Annotated in this window: 14 protein-coding genes; 8 read left to right on the top strand and 6 right to left on the bottom strand. The window is 56.9% G+C overall.

Annotated elements, in window-relative coordinates:
- Nucleotides 1–41: 41 nt before the first annotated feature.
- On the bottom strand, nt 42–1,127 hold the full coding sequence (gene ispG, locus NZD89_RS21885; RefSeq protein ID WP_268004813.1) for a flavodoxin-dependent (E)-4-hydroxy-3-methylbut-2-enyl-diphosphate synthase: 1,086 nt from the start codon (nt 1,125–1,127) through the stop codon (nt 42–44).
- Nucleotides 1,128–1,382: 255 nt separating this feature from the next.
- On the opposite strand from ispG, the gene NZD89_RS21890 reads away from it, so the two are divergent.
- On the top strand, nt 1,383–1,577 hold the full coding sequence (locus NZD89_RS21890) for a YjzC family protein (RefSeq protein WP_268004814.1): 195 nt from the start codon (nt 1,383–1,385) through the stop codon (nt 1,575–1,577).
- A 156-nt stretch (nt 1,578–1,733) separates the two neighbouring features.
- Nucleotides 1,734–2,936, top strand: a complete 1,203-nt coding sequence (locus NZD89_RS21895) for an ornithine--oxo-acid transaminase (protein WP_268004815.1) — start codon at nt 1,734–1,736, stop codon at nt 2,934–2,936.
- Between the two features lie 151 nt (nt 2,937–3,087).
- On the opposite strand, the gene cyoE is transcribed toward NZD89_RS21895, so the two are convergent.
- Nucleotides 3,088–4,017 carry a heme o synthase gene (gene cyoE, locus NZD89_RS21900; protein ID WP_268004816.1) on the bottom strand — a complete coding sequence of 310 codons (930 nt, stop codon included), beginning with the start codon at nt 4,015–4,017 and terminating at the stop codon, nt 3,088–3,090.
- Between the two features lie 337 nt (nt 4,018–4,354).
- Here cyoE and NZD89_RS21905 point away from each other — a divergent pair, with 337 nt between their 5' ends.
- The 3 genes from NZD89_RS21905 to acnA all read left to right on the top strand — a co-directional run bounded on the left by NZD89_RS21905 (nt 4,355) and on the right by acnA (nt 9,633).
- The gene (locus NZD89_RS21905; RefSeq protein WP_268008579.1) at nt 4,355–5,317 is read left to right on the top strand and encodes an MraY family glycosyltransferase; all 963 of its coding nucleotides are present in this window, start codon (nt 4,355–4,357) and stop codon (nt 5,315–5,317) included.
- Between the two features lie 149 nt (nt 5,318–5,466).
- Nucleotides 5,467–6,606 (top strand): THUMP domain-containing class I SAM-dependent RNA methyltransferase, encoded by a 1,140-nt coding sequence (locus NZD89_RS21910; RefSeq protein ID WP_268004817.1) that lies wholly within the window; start codon nt 5,467–5,469, stop codon nt 6,604–6,606.
- Between the two features lie 300 nt (nt 6,607–6,906).
- Nucleotides 6,907–9,633 carry an aconitate hydratase AcnA gene (gene acnA / locus NZD89_RS21915; protein WP_268004818.1) on the top strand — a complete coding sequence of 909 codons (2,727 nt, stop codon included), beginning with the start codon at nt 6,907–6,909 and terminating at the stop codon, nt 9,631–9,633.
- A gap of 66 nt (nt 9,634–9,699) precedes the next feature.
- Here acnA and NZD89_RS21920 read toward each other — a convergent pair whose 3' ends face one another.
- The gene (locus tag NZD89_RS21920) at nt 9,700–10,866 is read right to left on the bottom strand and encodes an iron-containing alcohol dehydrogenase (RefSeq protein ID WP_268004819.1); all 1,167 of its coding nucleotides are present in this window, start codon (nt 10,864–10,866) and stop codon (nt 9,700–9,702) included.
- 163 nt (nt 10,867–11,029) lie between these two features.
- On the opposite strand from NZD89_RS21920, the gene NZD89_RS21925 reads away from it, so the two are divergent.
- Both NZD89_RS21925 and NZD89_RS21930 read left to right on the top strand, forming a co-directional pair.
- Nucleotides 11,030–11,938, top strand: coding sequence for an EamA family transporter (locus NZD89_RS21925; RefSeq protein ID WP_268004820.1), 909 nt, complete (start codon nt 11,030–11,032; stop codon nt 11,936–11,938).
- Between the two features lie 69 nt (nt 11,939–12,007).
- Nucleotides 12,008–13,300, top strand: a complete 1,293-nt coding sequence (locus NZD89_RS21930) for a BaiN/RdsA family NAD(P)/FAD-dependent oxidoreductase (protein ID WP_268004821.1) — start codon at nt 12,008–12,010, stop codon at nt 13,298–13,300.
- Between the two features lie 9 nt (nt 13,301–13,309).
- Here the strand turns inward: NZD89_RS21930 and NZD89_RS21935 are convergent, their stop codons facing one another.
- On the bottom strand, nt 13,310–14,461 hold the full coding sequence (locus NZD89_RS21935; RefSeq protein WP_268004822.1) for an MFS transporter: 1,152 nt from the start codon (nt 14,459–14,461) through the stop codon (nt 13,310–13,312).
- Nucleotides 14,462–14,579: 118 nt separating this feature from the next.
- A complete protein-coding gene (locus NZD89_RS21940; protein WP_268004823.1) occupies nt 14,580–14,771 on the bottom strand; it encodes a hypothetical protein in 192 nt (63 codons plus the stop codon).
- 147 nt (nt 14,772–14,918) lie between these two features.
- On the opposite strand from NZD89_RS21940, the gene NZD89_RS21945 reads away from it, so the two are divergent.
- The gene (locus NZD89_RS21945) at nt 14,919–15,527 is read left to right on the top strand and encodes a Maf family protein (protein ID WP_431308635.1); all 609 of its coding nucleotides are present in this window, start codon (nt 14,919–14,921) and stop codon (nt 15,525–15,527) included.
- Nucleotides 15,528–15,571: 44 nt separating this feature from the next.
- On the opposite strand, the gene NZD89_RS21950 is transcribed toward NZD89_RS21945, so the two are convergent.
- Nucleotides 15,572–16,741, bottom strand: coding sequence for an aminotransferase class I/II-fold pyridoxal phosphate-dependent enzyme (locus NZD89_RS21950; protein ID WP_268004825.1), 1,170 nt, complete (start codon nt 16,739–16,741; stop codon nt 15,572–15,574).
- Between the last annotated feature and the right edge of the window lie 24 nt (nt 16,742–16,765).

The following is a 16,765-nucleotide window of genomic DNA, read 5'->3' on the forward strand; positions in this document are numbered from 1 at the left end:
GGCTCGGCATCAGCCGAGCCCACTTCTACACGTCGAGCGAATCAGTCGATGGAACCCGTTTCCTGATAGCGTTTCGCCATAGCGTCGATCTCCCGCTTCAGTTCCGATACGAGCTCAGCCTCCGGTATCTTGCGGACGACCTCTCCCTTGCGGAACAACAACCCTTCACCGCGAGCGCCGGCGATGCCGATGTCCGCCTCTCTGGCTTCGCCAGGGCCGTTCACCGCGCACCCCAGCACCGATACTTTGATTGGTGCCTTGATGTTCTGCGTATAGGCTTCGATTTCGTTTGCAATGCTGATGAGATCAATGTCAATTCGCCCACATGTAGGACAGGAGACAATGGTCACAGCGTCGGACACGATGTGAAACGTCTTTAACAGCTCGCGCGCGACCTTGATCTCCTCGACCGGATCTGCACTGAGCGACACGCGAACGGTATTCCCGATGCCCATGCCAAGCAGCGTGCCAAGGCCAGCCGAACTCTTTATCGTCCCGCTAAACAGCGTTCCCGATTCAGTGATGCCCAGGTGCAGCGGGTAGCGGAACGTCTCTGCGGCCAGACGGTACGCCTCAATCGCCAAGGGCACATCCGACGCCTTCATCGAGATGATGATGTCGTCGAAGTCCAGATCTTCGAGAATTGCTACGTGATGCTTAGCGCTCTCAAGCATGCCCTCTGCCGTGGGATAGCCGTAACGCTCGAGGATATGGCGCTCCAGAGATCCCGCGTTGACGCCAATGCGGATGGGAATATTGCGCTCCTTGCAGGCGTTGACAACCGCCTCCACGCGATCCCGCTTCCCGATATTTCCCGGATTGATGCGCACCTTGTCAATTCCGTTCTTAATTGCCTCCAAGGCCAATCGATAGTCAAAGTGAATATCCGCCACGAGCGGGATGTGAATTTGCCGTTTGATGTCCTTGATGGCCTCGGCGGCTTCCTTCGTGTTCACCGTTACGCGAACGACCTGGCACCCCGCGTCTTCCAATCGGTGAATCTGCTCCACCGTACCTTTGACATCAGCCGTTTTCGTCATCGTCATGCTCTGAATGATGACTTGATTGCTTCCACCGATGGTCAGATCCCCCACGCGCACCGGCTTCGTTTGTTCACGACGATACATAACGTTCTCGTCTCCCTATATTTATCGTGTGTTGGACCACAAACGCGAAACACGACGAATGAATACAACGATTTTGACCAGACACTCCTACCTGATCTTATCGAAAGTAACCGAGCCGTTCAACTACTGTTTCTGGAGGAGTTGCACGTTGGTCCGATCGTGTCGATTGTACCATGGCCCTTCACAAAGAGCTCCCAACCATCCCCTGTCTGCCATTCGCGACATGGGTCACACTACAGGCGAGGTGATGTGTCCATGGGAGAATGGTCTGAATTTAACCCAGGCTATGAGGTGCCAAACACAGGTGTCTACATCGAAGTTGGCGAACATCCGGACAGCGAAGATCTGCATGCTCCACAGCGCGTGCACTTGCACAAGGGGGATAAATTCCCGCGAACGACCAACGGAAACCGCAAGTGGCGTCGAATCAAGACCAACAAACAGCACTGATGGTCACCTGAGGTAGTGTCCCGAACGCCGGGCCTGCCTCCTGTTTGCAAGAAAGCTGACCAATTGTCCGAAATTGGGATGCCAACCGCCCTCGCACTCCACGTGGGTAGGGCCGTCACGTCAACGCCTCGCTTCCGAACAAAGGGGGACTTTTGTGTGACCACGCAATCACAATCACAGCGGTTGATGGACCTCACGGACAAGTATGGTGCAAAGAACTACCAGCCGCTTCCTATCGTCATTCACCGAGCGGAGGGAATTTGGGTCGAAGATTCAGAGGGCAACCGGTATTTGGATATGCTCAGTGCGTACTCAGCGCTCAACCAGGGACATCGGCACCCGCGGATCATTCAGGCGCTCTACGACCAGGCAGGTCTCGTCACGCTGACCTCACGCGCCTTTCACAGCGACAAACTCGGACCTTTTTACGAAAAATTGTCCCAATTGACGAACAAGGACACCATTCTTCCGATGAACACAGGCGCAGAAGCCGTGGAAACCGCAGTCAAGGCCGCCCGCCGCTGGGCTTATGACGTCAAACAGGTTGCCAGCAACCAGGCGGAGATCATCGTCAGTGAAGGGAATTTCCACGGCCGTACGGTGACCGCCGTTTCCATGTCCTCACACGAAGAATACCAGCGCGGGTTCGGACCGTTGACGCCGGGATTCAGGGTTGTCCCGTACGGGGACATCGACGCGCTCAAAGCAGCCATTACCCCACACACTGCAGCCTTCATTACAGAACCTATCCAAGGCGAGGCAGGCATCATCATTCCACCTGACGGATTCCTGCGGGCCGCCCACGACTTGTGCAAGGAAAATCAGGTCCTCTTCATCGCCGACGAAATCCAAACTGGTTTCGGTCGTACAGGCAAACTCTTCGCCTGTGCGTGGGAGAACGTCGAACCGGACGTGTACATTCTCGGCAAGGCGCTCGGCGGCGGTGTCTTCCCTGTGTCTGCGGTCGCTGCAGACCACGCCGTCCTGGACGTATTCGAGCCAGGTTCGCATGGTTCCACCTTCGGCGGCAACCCACTCGGCGCGGCGGTGGCCATCGCGTCGATGGATGTGATCGTCGACGGAAAGCTCGCCGACCGCTCCCGCGAACTCGGCGAATTCTTCATCGAGCAGCTGCGGGACATCAAAAATCCGCATATCGTGGACGTCCGCGGACGCGGCTTGTTCATCGGCTTGGAACTCGACGGCCCGGCCCGCCCCTACTGTGAGGCACTGATGGCCGAGGGCCTTCTCTGCAAAGAGACGCACGACAACGTCATCCGCTTCGCACCGCCACTCGTCATCAAGGAGCAGGAATTGGACGACGCGCTCGCGCGCATCCGAAAAGTGCTGGCGGTGTAAGGTACCAAGGACGGTGAAGACGACACCTACCGGTTTTGCAGGCGTTCGCCACTTGCCGCCATCGCCAAAACAGGCCGCTCGCACGGAGCAGTCAGTTGACTGCACCGCGCGGACGGCCTGTTCGTTGAACTTGCGCGCTTTTATTTGACACTTAAAAAATAGATACGGATACGACCAAGACGATACAAAGTGCCATCAGGTAGACGAGCGAGAAGCGGAAAACCTTGTTGGCCCATACGAGATCCTCATCTGCTGGGACAAACAGTCCGCGGATGGCTTGGACGAGAAAAATAAGTCCGAGCACCGCCATCACAACAAAGTAAATCCAGCCCTCGTAGTGCAGCGTCGTCAACATCAGCGACACGGGCACCATCGCCGCCGTGTAAATCACAATCTGGCGTTTGGTTTCGCGAAATCCGCGAACGACCGGGAGCATCGGAATTCCCGCTGCGCGGTAATCCTCGGTCTTCTTCATCGCCAGTGGCAAAAAGTGCGGCGGCTGCCACAGGAAGAACGTGAAGAACAAAGCCCACGCGCCGAGTCCAAGCGACCCGCCACTACCTGCTGCCCAACCGATGAGTGGCGGCATGGCGCCAGATACGCCTCCGAGCACCGTGTTCAGGGTCGTATGGCGCTTGAACCAGACAGTGTACAGGTACGAATAGACGAACAATCCGACGAACGCACATGCTGCAGCCTGCCAGTCGATGAAGAAATAGAGCACGCCGAGGCCGACTGCACTCATCGACAGGCCGATGGCCAGCGCCGCACCCGGCGCGACTTTTCCTTGCGCGACGGCGCGCTTGTGTTTCGTGCGGTCCATCAATTGGTCGATATCCCGGTCATAGTAGTTGTTCAACGCCGCGCCGCCCGCGACGACGAGTGCGGTGCCAACGAGCGTAAATAACAGTGCCAACGGTGATGGATGGCCGTGCGAGGCCACCCACATGCCCGCAAACGTCGCCAACAGATTGGCGATGGTGATGCCCCACTTCATAATCGACATATAATCGCGAAATGTGGCTTTCGCCGCGAGTTCTTGAACGCGCGAATCATCGAGCGCCACCCCATTTGCCTGCATGCAAATCACTTCCTTTTCAACCAACTTTTTGAGGACCTACTCCACTGTGCCAAAGTGATCCGGCGCGAGTTTCTACTTGTGTTTTCATAAATAAGGACGTTGAACCGCAAGAAATCCACGTTCCTTTATTGCACGACAACTATCTTTGCAGAGATAGAGAAGAAACACAATAAAACGGTCGGATTTGTCATTTAACCGACAAACATGTGGTGGAATCGTCCAGTGAACATTTTGCAGTATAGCCCGCTGGACAATGGTTTAGTATAATCCTGTATTGAAATGTGTTCACGGTATCGATCGTCAACTGACGTCTCATATTAAAAAGGAGCGATTTCGGATGCCTTTGTGGCTGTCGGGCGTGATCGCGTTCTTGGTAGCCTTTGTGTTAGCACCTCAAATGCGCGCGCTGGCCATCAAGTGGAAATTTGTCGATCTCCCCAACGACCGAAAAATACACCGCGAACCGTTGCCCCTTCTGGGAGGCGCGGCGATGTTCGCCGGCGTCATCGCCGTCGCGCTCGTGGCTTTCTTTTGGCGCAACTGGTTGCGCACGCCGTATCTCGGCGTGATGATCGGCGCCGCTTTGCTGTTTGGAATCGGCATATTGGACGACTTTTTCAAGACTCGAGGCAAGGATTTTTCAGTCTCCATCCGGTTCGGCGTTCAGATTCTGGCAGCGCTCTTAATTCCGTTATTCGGCGGAGGCATTCAGGGATTTACCTCGCCGCTCGACAGCCATCACTACGTGGCACTGCCGACGGCCTTCTCCGTCCTCATCACGGTGCTGTGGGTTGTCGGGGTCACGAACGTCTTTAACTTTCTCGATGGCGTCGACGGGTTGGCGGCAGGCATCGCTGCAATTTCTGCGACGACCTTGTTCTTTATCGCCATCGTCAAAGGCGACGCCCTCTCCGCCTGGTTCGCCATCGCCGTCACGGGTGCCGCCGTCGGCTTTTTGCGGCACAACTTCTACCCGGCGCGAATCATCATGGGCGACGCTGGATCGACGGTGCTTGGCTACTTGCTGGCCGCCATCGCCTCCGTGGGCGCGTTCAAATCCGCGACCGTGATCTCCATCGGCGTCCCCGTGCTCGCACTCGGCGTGCCGATCTTTGACGCCGTTCGCGTGGTGCTCATGCGCGCCAAAGCGGGTAAGCCGGTATACAAGCCCGACAAAAGCCACGTGCACCACCACCTGCTGCGCGCCGGGCTGTCGCAGGTACAGACGGTCACCGTCGTCTATCTGATCAGCGCGTGTTTCTCGTTGGTCTCGATGATCGTGCTCTTGTTGACGCGCTGACGACGCAATTGGTAAGACATGAAGAGCGGCTTTTGCCGCTCTTTTTTGTTCATGAGTTGGGTGCTCCGGGAAAGCTAGCAGGAGCACTTGTGTCGCCACGCGCTTTGCCACTTCGAAAATTCGGTAGGACCATGTAAAAGGAGAACGTTATGCAACCTTGGAATCTTGTCGCAACCTGTGCATTTGGGCTCGAAGCGCTGACCGCTCGCGAGTTGCAGAACTTAGGCTATGAAACGAAGAGTGAAAACGGGCTCGTCCGCTTTACCGGCGACGATCACGCCATTGCCCGCAGCAACCTCTGGCTGCGGACTGCAGAACGGGTGTTTATTGAACTGGCCTCCTTTGAGGCGACCACCTTTGAAGACCTGTTTCAGGGGGTTCTCGCCATCCCCTGGGAGGATATCCTGCCGAAGAACGCAGAGTTCCCGGTCGTCGGCAAGTCCGTGAAGTCCATCCTACATAGCGTACCGGCGTGTCAGAGCATCACCAAAAAGGCGGTCGTAGAGCGCCTGAAGCGCGCCTACCACCAGGAGACGTTCGAAGAGTCCGGCGCGCTCTATCGGATTGAGGTGGCGCTCGTCAAGGACGTCGCCACCATCCGCCTGGACACGAGCGGCAATGGCCTTCACCGCCGCGGTTATCGGCGGCTGAACGCCACCGCACCGCTGCGCGAGACGCTCGCGGCGGCGCTCGTGTTGCTCAGCCGATGGGACGCGCACCGCCCCTTTCTAGATCCGATGTGCGGCTCCGGGACAATCGCCATCGAAGCGGCTCTCTACGGACTGCGCCGGGCCCCTGGTGCATTGCGGTCGTTTGCATCGGAAGCGTGGCCGACGCTATCGGACGAAGCCTTTCCGGAATCGCGCGACGAGGCGGCAGCTCTCGCCCGCGACGTGGAGCTAAACATCGTGGCCTCGGACGTCGATTCGGACGTTCTCGAACTCACGAACCGCCACCTCCAATTGGCAGACCTCGACGGCCTCGTCGAGGTTCGCAAGGCGGACGCACGACGCATCAAGCCGGACGAGGAATACGGCTGCATCATCAGCAACCCGCCGTACGGCGAACGGCTGATGACCATTGACGAGACGGAACGGCTTTACCGAGCGATCGGCAGGACCTTTCGGACGTTTGACACCTGGTCGGTGTTCATCCTCACGTCCAACCCCACCTTTGAACGCCTGTATGGGGCAAAGGCGGACAAGCGCCGCAAACTGTACAACGGTCGCATCGAGACGCAGCTCTTCCAATATCTTGGTCCGCTGCCACCGCGGCCGCCGCAGGCGTGATACGGCGGCCCTTGGGGCCGTGGCTTCTTGCAACGGCGCCTAATTGGTAGTAGAGTGACAAAGGACTGTTTTTCTGGGATAAGCCGTGGCAGTACGGGTTTGCCAGGCATGTTCGCAACGGATGCCCCAAACGCGAAAGCGGTTGTTTTTCCCTCACGGAAGCTTCGTTAACACACTGGAGAATGACGAATCCTGATGGCCGCATCGACATTCCTGATGGACGCGCGACATTTCCTCCAATTCCGTTGCAAAATGAGAGCAGTAAGAACAAGTAAGCCATGGAGCAAAGGAGTGAACTGTATGGGAACGAATCATAATCTGTTTGAATCCAAACAGACGTTGAACGTTGGTCAGCAATCATTTACGTACTACCGTCTGAACTCCATTCAGGATCAAGGCGTTGCTGACATCTCCCGCCTCCCGTTTTCCATCAAAATTCTGTTGGAAGCGGTATTGCGCCAATTCGACGGGCGCGTGATCACGGAAGACCACGTTCGTCAGTTGGCGAACTGGAACGCGGCTGCCCCGGAAAAGGCGGATGTCCCGTTTAAGCCGGCTCGTATCCTGTTGCAGGACTTCACAGGGGTACCGGTCGTCGTGGACCTGGCCGCACTTCGCTCCGCGATGCACCGCCTCGGCGGAAATCCGGACCGCATCAACCCGCTCGTCCCGGTAGATCTCGTCATCGACCACTCCGTTCAGGTCGACGCATTCGGCTCGGACGCTGCACTCGAATTTAATATCAACCGCGAGTTTGAGCGAAACGAGGAACGATACAAATTCCTCCGCTGGGCTGCGAAGTCGTTTGACAACTTCAGTGCGGTCCCTCCAGGTACCGGTATCGTTCACCAAGTCAACCTCGAGTATCTCGCGAAGGTCGTTCAACAGCGCCAGGTCAATGGCGACGTCGTCGTCTTCCCGGACAGCCTGGTCGGTACTGACTCGCACACGACGATGATCAACGGCATTGGCGTCCTCGGCTGGGGCGTCGGTGGCATCGAGGCCGAGGCGTGTATGCTCGGGCAACCGCTCTACCTCCTACAACCAGAAGTCATCGGCTTCAAACTCACGGGCCGCCTGCCAGAGGGCGCAACGGCAACCGACCTAGCGCTCACGGTTGTCAACATGCTTCGCAAGAAGGGTGTCGTCGGCAAGTTCGTCGAGTTCTACGGTTCCGGGCTTTCCAACATCAGCCTGGCGGACCGGGCGACCATCGCCAACATGGGTCCAGAGTACGGTGCGACCATGGGATTCTTCCCAGTTGACCAAGAGTCGCTCGACTACATGCACAGCACGGGCCGCGACGAAGACCTCATCGCCCTCGTCGAAAAGTACACCAAAGAACAGGGGATCTTCCGGACGGACGACATGGCGGATCCAATCTTCACGGACACGCTCGAACTCGATCTCGCCGACGTCCAACCGTCGATGGCGGGACCGAAACGGCCGCAGGATAAAATCTTCTTGAAGGATATGAAGTCCACTTTTGAAACAGCACTCGACAAACCGATGAGCGAGGGCGGCTTCGGCCTCTCGAGCGAAGCGCGGAACAAGGTTGGTACCGTCAAGTACGAAGATGGTTCCACCGCTGAACTCCGCCAGGGTGCGACGGTTATCGCCGCTATCACGAGCTGTACGAACACGTCGAACCCTTCGGTCATGCTCGGTGCCGGACTCGTCGCCAAGAAGGCGGCTGAAAAGGGGCTGACCACGCCGAAATACGTCAAAACCAGCCTTGCACCAGGTTCCCGCGTCGTCACGGACTATTTGGAGAAGGCAGATCTGCTCACGCCGCTCGCTCAGCTCGGTTTCGACGTCGTCGGCTACGGTTGTACGACCTGTATCGGCAACAGCGGTCCGCTGCCGGACGAAGTGAGCCAGACCATCCAGGAGAACGACCTGCTCGTTTCGGCTGTCCTCTCAGGTAACCGGAACTTTGAAGGCCGCATCCACTCGCTGGTCAAAGCGAACTACCTTGCATCCCCGCCGCTGGTTGTGGCATATGCGCTCGCGGGTACGGTCGACATCGACCTCACAAGCGAACCGCTCGGCAAGGATAAGGACGGCAACGACGTGTACCTGAAGGACATCTGGCCAACGAACCAGGAAGTTCAGGACACCATCCGCGAGGTCATCAGTCCAGAGATGTTCCGCGCTCAATACGAGGGCGTATTCGATAGCAATGAACGTTGGAATCAACTGGAAACGGCGCAAGGCCGTCTGTACGATTGGGATGAACAATCCACATACATCCAGGAACCTCCGTTCTTCGTGGGCCTCACGGCAGATGTCCCGGACATCGCAGAAATCAACGACGCACGCGTCCTGGCCTTGCTGGGGGATTCGGTCACGACCGACCATATCTCACCAGCTGGTAACATCGCGCAAAAGAGCCCTGCTGGTCACTACCTGCAGGAACATGGCATCGAGCCATACGACTTCAACTCCTACGGTTCGCGCCGAGGGAACCACGAAGTCATGATGCGCGGCACATTTGCCAACATCCGAATTCGCAACCAAGTCGCACCTGGCACCGAAGGCGGCGTGACCACGTACTTCCCGACGGGCGAAGTCATGTCCATCTACGATGCTTCGATGAAGTATCAGGCGGAGAAACAACCGCTGGTCGTCATCGCGGGCAAGGAGTACGGAACCGGCTCGTCGCGCGACTGGGCCGCAAAGGGTACATTCCTCCTCGGCGTCAAAGCGGTTATCGCCGAGAGCTTCGAGCGTATCCACCGCAGCAACCTGGTCGGTATGGGTGTACTTCCGCTTCAGTTCAAAAATGGCGAAAGTGCTTCGAGCCTCGGTATCACCGGCACGGAGAAGTTCACCATTCAGGGACTGAGCAACGAATTGCAACCACGCTCCGAAGTGACTGTGCGAGCAACTCGAGAAGACGGCTCCTCTTTCACCTTCCAAACAGATGTCCGCCTGGACAGCGACATCGAGGTGGAATACTACCGCAATGGTGGTATCCTCCAAACCGTCTTGCGCAACTTCGTTCGCGAAGAGCAAAACGCGTAAGTCTTGCATCGCAAAAAGCGGTGTGCACCTTTCGGTGCACACCGCTTTTTCCGTTTTATCAGTGCCTTACAAGGATGCCTTTAAAATGTTGTAGACATCGTCTTTATTGAGCTTCTTAAAGTTTCCTATCTCACCAAAGCGCACTGCCTGACTCGCCATCGTAGTCAACTGCTCATCCCCGATGTCGTAGTCGGCGAGCCGTTGTGGCGCACCGATTTCGCGATAATAGTTGCGCACTTTTGCAATGGCGATGTCCGCCAGTTCGCCGTCGCTCTTTCCTTCCGAATTGACGCCAAATACGTTCGTGGCGAGGCTCGCGAACCGTGCAGGGTTGACTTGCTTTGTATAGTCCATCCAATGCGGGAAGATGATCGCCAGTCCACCACCGTGCGGAATATCGTAGATTGCGCTGATTTCGTGTTCGATGGCGTGACAAGCCCAATCGCCCTGAATCCCCATGCTGATCATGCCATTCAAGGCCATCGTGCTGCAGTACATCAACGTTTCCCGCGCGTGGTAGTCGGTTGGGTTATCGATTGCGGCCTTCGTATTCTCGATAATGGTCTTGATGACCGCCTCGATCAAATGCTGTTGCAAGGGCGTATGTTCCGTTCTGTGGAAATAGTGCTCAAAACAGTGCGCGAGCATATCACACGCGCCGTAGATAGTCTGGTCGCGCGGAACGGTATACGTATTTTCAGGATCGCAGAAGGAGAACCTCGGGTATGTATACGGGGAACCGCCTCCGAGCTTTTCCTTGGTCTCCCAGTTGGTGATCACGCCGCCGGCGTTCATTTCTGATCCGGTCGCCGCCAACGTCAGTATCGTCCCCAAGGGCAAGGCACCTGTTGCTTTTCCCTTGCGAGCGTATATATCCCAGACATCACCCTCGTACTTAGCGCCCATCGCGATGGCCTTCGCACAATCGAGTACTGAGCCGCCGCCGATGGCCAGGATGAGATCGACATTCTCCGTGCGGCAAATGTCGACGCCTTTATGAACGGTGGTCAACCGAGGATTTGGCTCGACACCAGACAATTCAAACGTGGTTACGCCTGCGTCCTTTAAAATTCCCACGACCTTGTCGTAGAGGCCGCTTCTCTTAATGCTGCCGCCACCGTAGACGAGCAGCACGCGTTTGCCGACTTGTAAAACTTCACTGGCCAAATGCGATTCGATTTGACCCTTTCCATAATATAAAGCCGTCGGATTTTGAAAGCGAAATGCATCCATTCCAGATGACCTCCTTTTGGTGTACAAAGCTCTTCCATTGTAACAATTCCAGTCGCATTTACAAAACGTAAGCGAAGTGAAATAGCGTACTTGCAAGGCTAATGTCACACAGCTTGGCATATACATCAGTGTTATTCGCTGGCTACAGAGAGGAGGCACGCGAGTGTTAGGACAAGTCACCGCCGTCCTCAGTGCCGTCTGTTACGCGCTTTCGCATATCTTCATCCGCAAGGGGCAGGCTGATTCATCCCCTGCCGATCACGGCCTCCTTCCCGTGCTCTCCATCAGCGCACTGCTACTCGACTTCAGTTGCGTCGTGGTTCGCCTTGTGCACTTCACAAGTCAACCAATTGACGTGCACGGGCTATTCATACCCATCCTGTTCGCAGCACTGTCCGGTATCATCGGAACCATACTCGGACGACTCGCGCTGTATCGCGCGATGGAGGACCTCGGTGCGACGCGCGGGGTGGTCATCAAGGGCCTTTCGCCTTTCGTCACTTTACTTATCGTCATGTTCGCCTTAGATCAGCCGATTTTGCGAGGCGACCTAGTCGGGTTGGGGTGCCTCGCCCTCTGTATCGTGTTGCTGTTTATTGAACGGCAGGTCGACGCAGAGCGGCACATCCCCCTGCGCATTTTCCAAAATAGCCTCGTGATTGCCGGCTTTTCCGCAGTGGCCCAAGGCGTTGGCCATACCTTTCGCCAATTCAGCGTAAACGGCACTTTGCCTCCGTTGTACGCAGCGGCCATCGACGTCAGCGTGGCGTGCACCGGCTACGTGTTGTTCCTCGCGGTCAGCCGACGGCTACGTCCCCTCTTGAGCCAGTACCGTAGTTCGTCTAACGCAAGTTTGCTGGCCGCGGGGCTCTTCTCCGCGCTGGCCGTCCTCCTCTTTTTTACGGCCGTGCAGCAAATTCCGGTCTCGACGGTATCCATCTTGGCCGCCACAGAGCCGGTGATTGTGGCACTCTTCTCCGTCCTGTTCTTCCCCAAGCTGGAGCGGATCACGTGGTGGAGTGCGAGCGCCGCAGTGGTCGTGGCAGCTGGGGTCGTACTCATCAGCCTGTAGCGAGGCCCCTAAAACTTGCCCTAAGGGCTTTGCTTCTCTAGACTATTGGCGTATGAATAACGGTTGAGGATGAGTCGATTGAAATATGACGTAATTGTAGTGGGTGCCGGGCCCGCCGGATTGATGGCCGCCATCGCCGCGAAGGATACAGGCGCGCGGGTAGCACTGATTGAAAAAGGACACAAGCCTGGGCGCAAACTAGGTATATCTGGTGGGGGCCGTTGTAACGTCACCAACGCGAAGCCATTGCCGGAACTGATGGAAAATATCCCTGGCAACGCGCGGTTTTTGCACTCGGCGCTCACTCGCTTTTCCAATCAAGACATCATGGCGTTTTTTGAGGGTCTTGGCATTCGCTTGAAGGAAGAGGATAGAGGACGCGTCTTTCCCGTCTCAGATCAAGCGTCAACTGTAGTAAAAGCCGTCGTGGACAAGGTGTATACGTCTGGCGTGGACGTGCTGCTCGACACGCCGGTGGCACGCCTCCTGGCAAATGACGGCCAAATCACAGGCGTCCGCCTCGCGCGCGGTCAAACGGTCGAGTGTGCGGCCGTCGTCGTCGCGACGGGTGGGTGCAGTGTGCCTAAGACGGGGAGCACTGGCGACGCCTATCCGTGGGTGCAGGCGTTCGGTCACACGATTGTCCAGCCCTACCCCACCGAGGTACCGCTCACTAGTGACGAACCGTTCATCGTGGGGCGCAAACTTCAGGGCCTTTCCCTACGCGGCATCGACGCGACGGTCTGGGATGACGCTCGCAAAAAGCGACTCACGACGGAACATGGCGACATGATCTTTACTCACCTCGGTCTCAGCGGGCCAACTGCTCTGCGCTGCAGCCATTACGTCTCTACTGCCAAGCGCAAGAATAAAGACGTTTCGCTGTCCGTGACCATCGACCTGGCACCCGAAGCGCAGCGAAGCGAACTCGAGCAGGCGCTGACGAGCGGACGCAAGCACCATCCACGCCGAAGCATTGCCACACATTTGGGCGAGCGCTTCCCGGAGCGACTCGTCGACTTCGTGTTAGCGAAGGCCGCCGTGCCGTCTGCTGCTCAGCTAGCAAATCTCAGCAAGCCCCAGATGGATGCGCTGGTTGCGACCATCAAGGCCTGCCCTATCCACATCACAGGCACGCTGCCGCTCGAGCAGGCGACCGTCACAGGTGGGGGTGTGAGTGTCAAGGAGATAGACCCGAAAACGATGCAATCGAAACTCGTTCGCGGCCTGTACTTCTCCGGTGAAGTCATGGACGTGCACGCCCACACCGGGGGTTATAACATCACCGTCGCGTTCTCAACCGGTCATCTGGCGGGACAGAGCGCCGCGATGCAAGCGCTGGAACCGGTGACCGTACGCTAAGTCCACTTGTCATTTTACCGGTGAACGCTCGCTCAAACGCCGCATCAGTGGGCGGCGAACGAGAAGGAGATAACCATAGGCAATGAGAAAGAACCCACTAGACACTACCATGAGCCAGTTGTAGTGATTCCCATGCAGCAGACTGCCGCCAAGCGACGAGCCAACCGCGTTCCCAACGCGGGTTCCAAAGACGCGCATACCGAACATCTGAGAAAATTCGCTGGTATGCACAAAATCGAGAAACATGGCGTCGATGATCGGCGGTGGTACGGCTGTGGTGATGGTCACGACAAAGTAGATGGCGACGAATGCCGCACAAGTCATGGCGACGATAAACAGAATGGTCGAACAAGCGCTTAGCACGAACGATAGAAAGAGTGTCGCTTGTTGCCGCATGCGCTCAATCATCGGGCGAACCAGGTAGGAGCCCAGCGATACCATAAAGAGGCTCACGGCGTAGACCAGCGACGTGGTGGCGCTCGAAGCGTGGTAGCGCTGCTCTAAAATGAGTGTCGCAAACGGATTGAAGAGCCCCCCGGCGATGCCAAAGAGGATGGCGTACCCAGCCATGAAGACGAGCGGTTTTGAGGGCACTTGCATGACCCTCGTTCGACGGCTATCCGGCGCTTTCACAAAGAAGCGAAAGATGGGTGCTACAAGCGAAACGGCGGATCCGACCACCATCGTCTCACGCAGCCCATACGCGTGTACAAACCATCCGGCAAAGATGACACCGACGCCAATAAACACCATGTAAAGCGCCGTGAACCGACTGATTAGGTGTGATCTCTCCCGTCCGGTCACGAGCGAGCTAAGGACGACATTTTCGGTACTCGTGAGCATCGATCCCCCAACACCTGACAGCGCAGCGGTGACTGTCCAGACCGGTACCGAGGTAACCAGCGATGTGCACAAGCTGCCGAGGCCAATCGTGAGGGTAGCCCACTTAAAGATGTGCGAAGCCCCCACTCTATCCGCCAACGGCCCCATCAATAGCGCCGAACAGCCGCCAAAAAATGCGTTGATAGCAAAGAGATACCCTATCGTTCGGTCGGAGACGTGTGCAGACGAGTAGAAAAACGGCTGTGCGTATTGAACCATTCCTATCCCAAAACTCAGAAAAAATTCACTAAAAAAGTAGAGAAAGAGTCCGCGTCTCATGATGACCTCCAGCGTAAGCCCCAGATGAATGCAAACCATCTAGTACAGCACATCATACCAAGATGACTGTCCATTAAAAAGAGCGAGCGCGAGGCTCGCTCCGATTTGACACGTTCAGTCACTGAAAGTCAGAGACAGACGCTCCATAGCTTCCGTCCAGCTTGCGACTGTACATCCCTTCTTTGGGTGTTCCATAACGATGAGGCTTGTCCTTGCTCTCGCCACTACGCATACACGCACTCGCTTCTGCACTCATCACAGGTCCGGAGGCCTCGTCGCCGCGTCCAATGGATTTCCGTCGAGATGTCATGTACAGTCCCCCTTCGATGATTTGTGTCAAATCAGGCATAATGTAACCAACGATTGCCGATCACATGCTCACTCCCCAGTCTCAGGTGGGCTTTGTCCACGGCAATCCGGCGAAGTCCCTTCACACTACATGAAAGGAAGAAATCCTTTGGACCGTCTAGAACTCATCTTGGCGTCCGGCTCTCCCCGCCGCCGCCAGTTGCTCGAAATGCTCTCGCTGCCGTTTCAGGTCATCGTGACCGACGCAGACGAAGAAATTCGCCCTAGTTGGGCCCCCGGCAGGGCCGTGGAGGAACTGGCAGAGCGCAAACTCGCCGTCGCACTGTCCCGCATCGACGTGCCGAACACCATCGCCATCGCGGCCGACACCGTCGTCGTTGCAGACGGGACAATCCTTGGCAAGCCCAAGGACGAAAACGAGGCGTACGACATGCTACAGCGCCTACGAGGCACCTCACACGAGGTCTTTACAGGTGTCGCCGTGTACAATATGCAGAACGGAAAATCGCGTACCTTTCATGAAGTGACGCGCGTTTGGATGTACGAAAAGGACGAGGACTGGCTGCGTTGGTACATCGCCACCGGCGAACCGATGGACAAGGCTGGAAGCTACGCCATTCAAGGTGTCGGATCCCTATTGGTGGAGCGAATTGAAGGAGACTATTTCAACGTCGTGGGTCTGCCGATTGGGCGCCTCGCCCTCACACTCGAGGAACTTGGCGCCCCTTTGCAGTCGTTGCTGAACGACGAGGGATAAGTCGAACGACGGGCCCAAACGAGTCGCGCTCGTTTGGGCCGACTTTACGAACGTGCGTGGGCGAGGACGCGGTCGCTGGCATAATCGAGGGCAGCCGCCAAGTCGTCAATCAAATCGCCAATATGCTCAATGCCGACCGACAACCGCAGGAGACGGTCGGTCACGCCAATGGCGTTGCGCACCTCCTCCGGAATGTCAAAGTGCGTTTGACGAGCCGGATACGTCATCAGTGACTCGACGCCGCCGAGGCTCTCGGCGAAGGTGATGAGCTCTAGATGCTCGAGAATGTACGGGACCATGCGGCTGTCCAGCACGTCGAAGGAAACCATCCCACCAAAGCCCGACGCTTGACGAGCACACACTGCGCGCCCTTCGTGGTGGTCGAGTCCAGGGTAGTATACGCGCGGAATGTCGTCGCGCGCGTCCAGCCACCCCGCGATGGCGTAGGCGTTCTGCATATGGCGCTCCATGCGCAGCGCGAGTGTCTTCATTCCGCGCATGAGAAGCCAGGCGTCATGTGGGCCAAGCACAGCACCGATGGAGTTTTGGAGGAAGTACAGTCGCTCGCCGAGTTCCGGTGTCGCCGCCACGACAAGGCCCGCGAGCACATCGTTGTGACCGCCAAGGTATTTGGTGGCAGAGTGGACGACGATGTCGGCGCCGAGATCGATAGGGCGTTGCAAGAACGGCGTCATGAACGTGTTGTCAACGATGGTGAGCCATCCCCTTGCCTGGGCAAGCGCCGCACAGGCGGCGAGGTCGGTGATTTGCATCGTTGGATTGGTCGGGGTCTCGATGAACAGCGCCTTGGTCGAGTCGGTGGCCACGGCTTGAATGTCCTCGAGGTTGCCCGTATGCACGTAACTTGCGGTGATGCCAATCGGGCGAAGAATTTGCTCCAACACGCGGTAGGTTCCGCCGTAGAGGTCATTGGAGACAATTAAATGGTCCCCTGGCTGAAACAGGTTGAGCACCGTATGGACGGCTGCCATGCCCGAGGCAAAAGCCAATCCTCGCGCTCCCCCTTCTAGATCTGCGATGGCGTCCTCCAGCAGTTTACGCGTTGGATTTAGCGTTCTCGTGTAGTCAAACCCGGTACTTTCGCCAAGAGATGGGTGCGCAAAGGTGGTCGACTGGTGGATAGGAGCCGAAATCGCACCCGTTGTCGAGTCGGCACCATTTCCAATTTGTGCGAGGCGTGTCTCTATTTTCATATCCCGTTTCCTCCACTCGTAGAT

This window comes from Alicyclobacillus fastidiosus (assembly GCF_026651875.1).
GTDB classification, from domain to species: domain Bacteria; phylum Bacillota; class Bacilli; order Alicyclobacillales; family Alicyclobacillaceae; genus Alicyclobacillus; species Alicyclobacillus fastidiosus.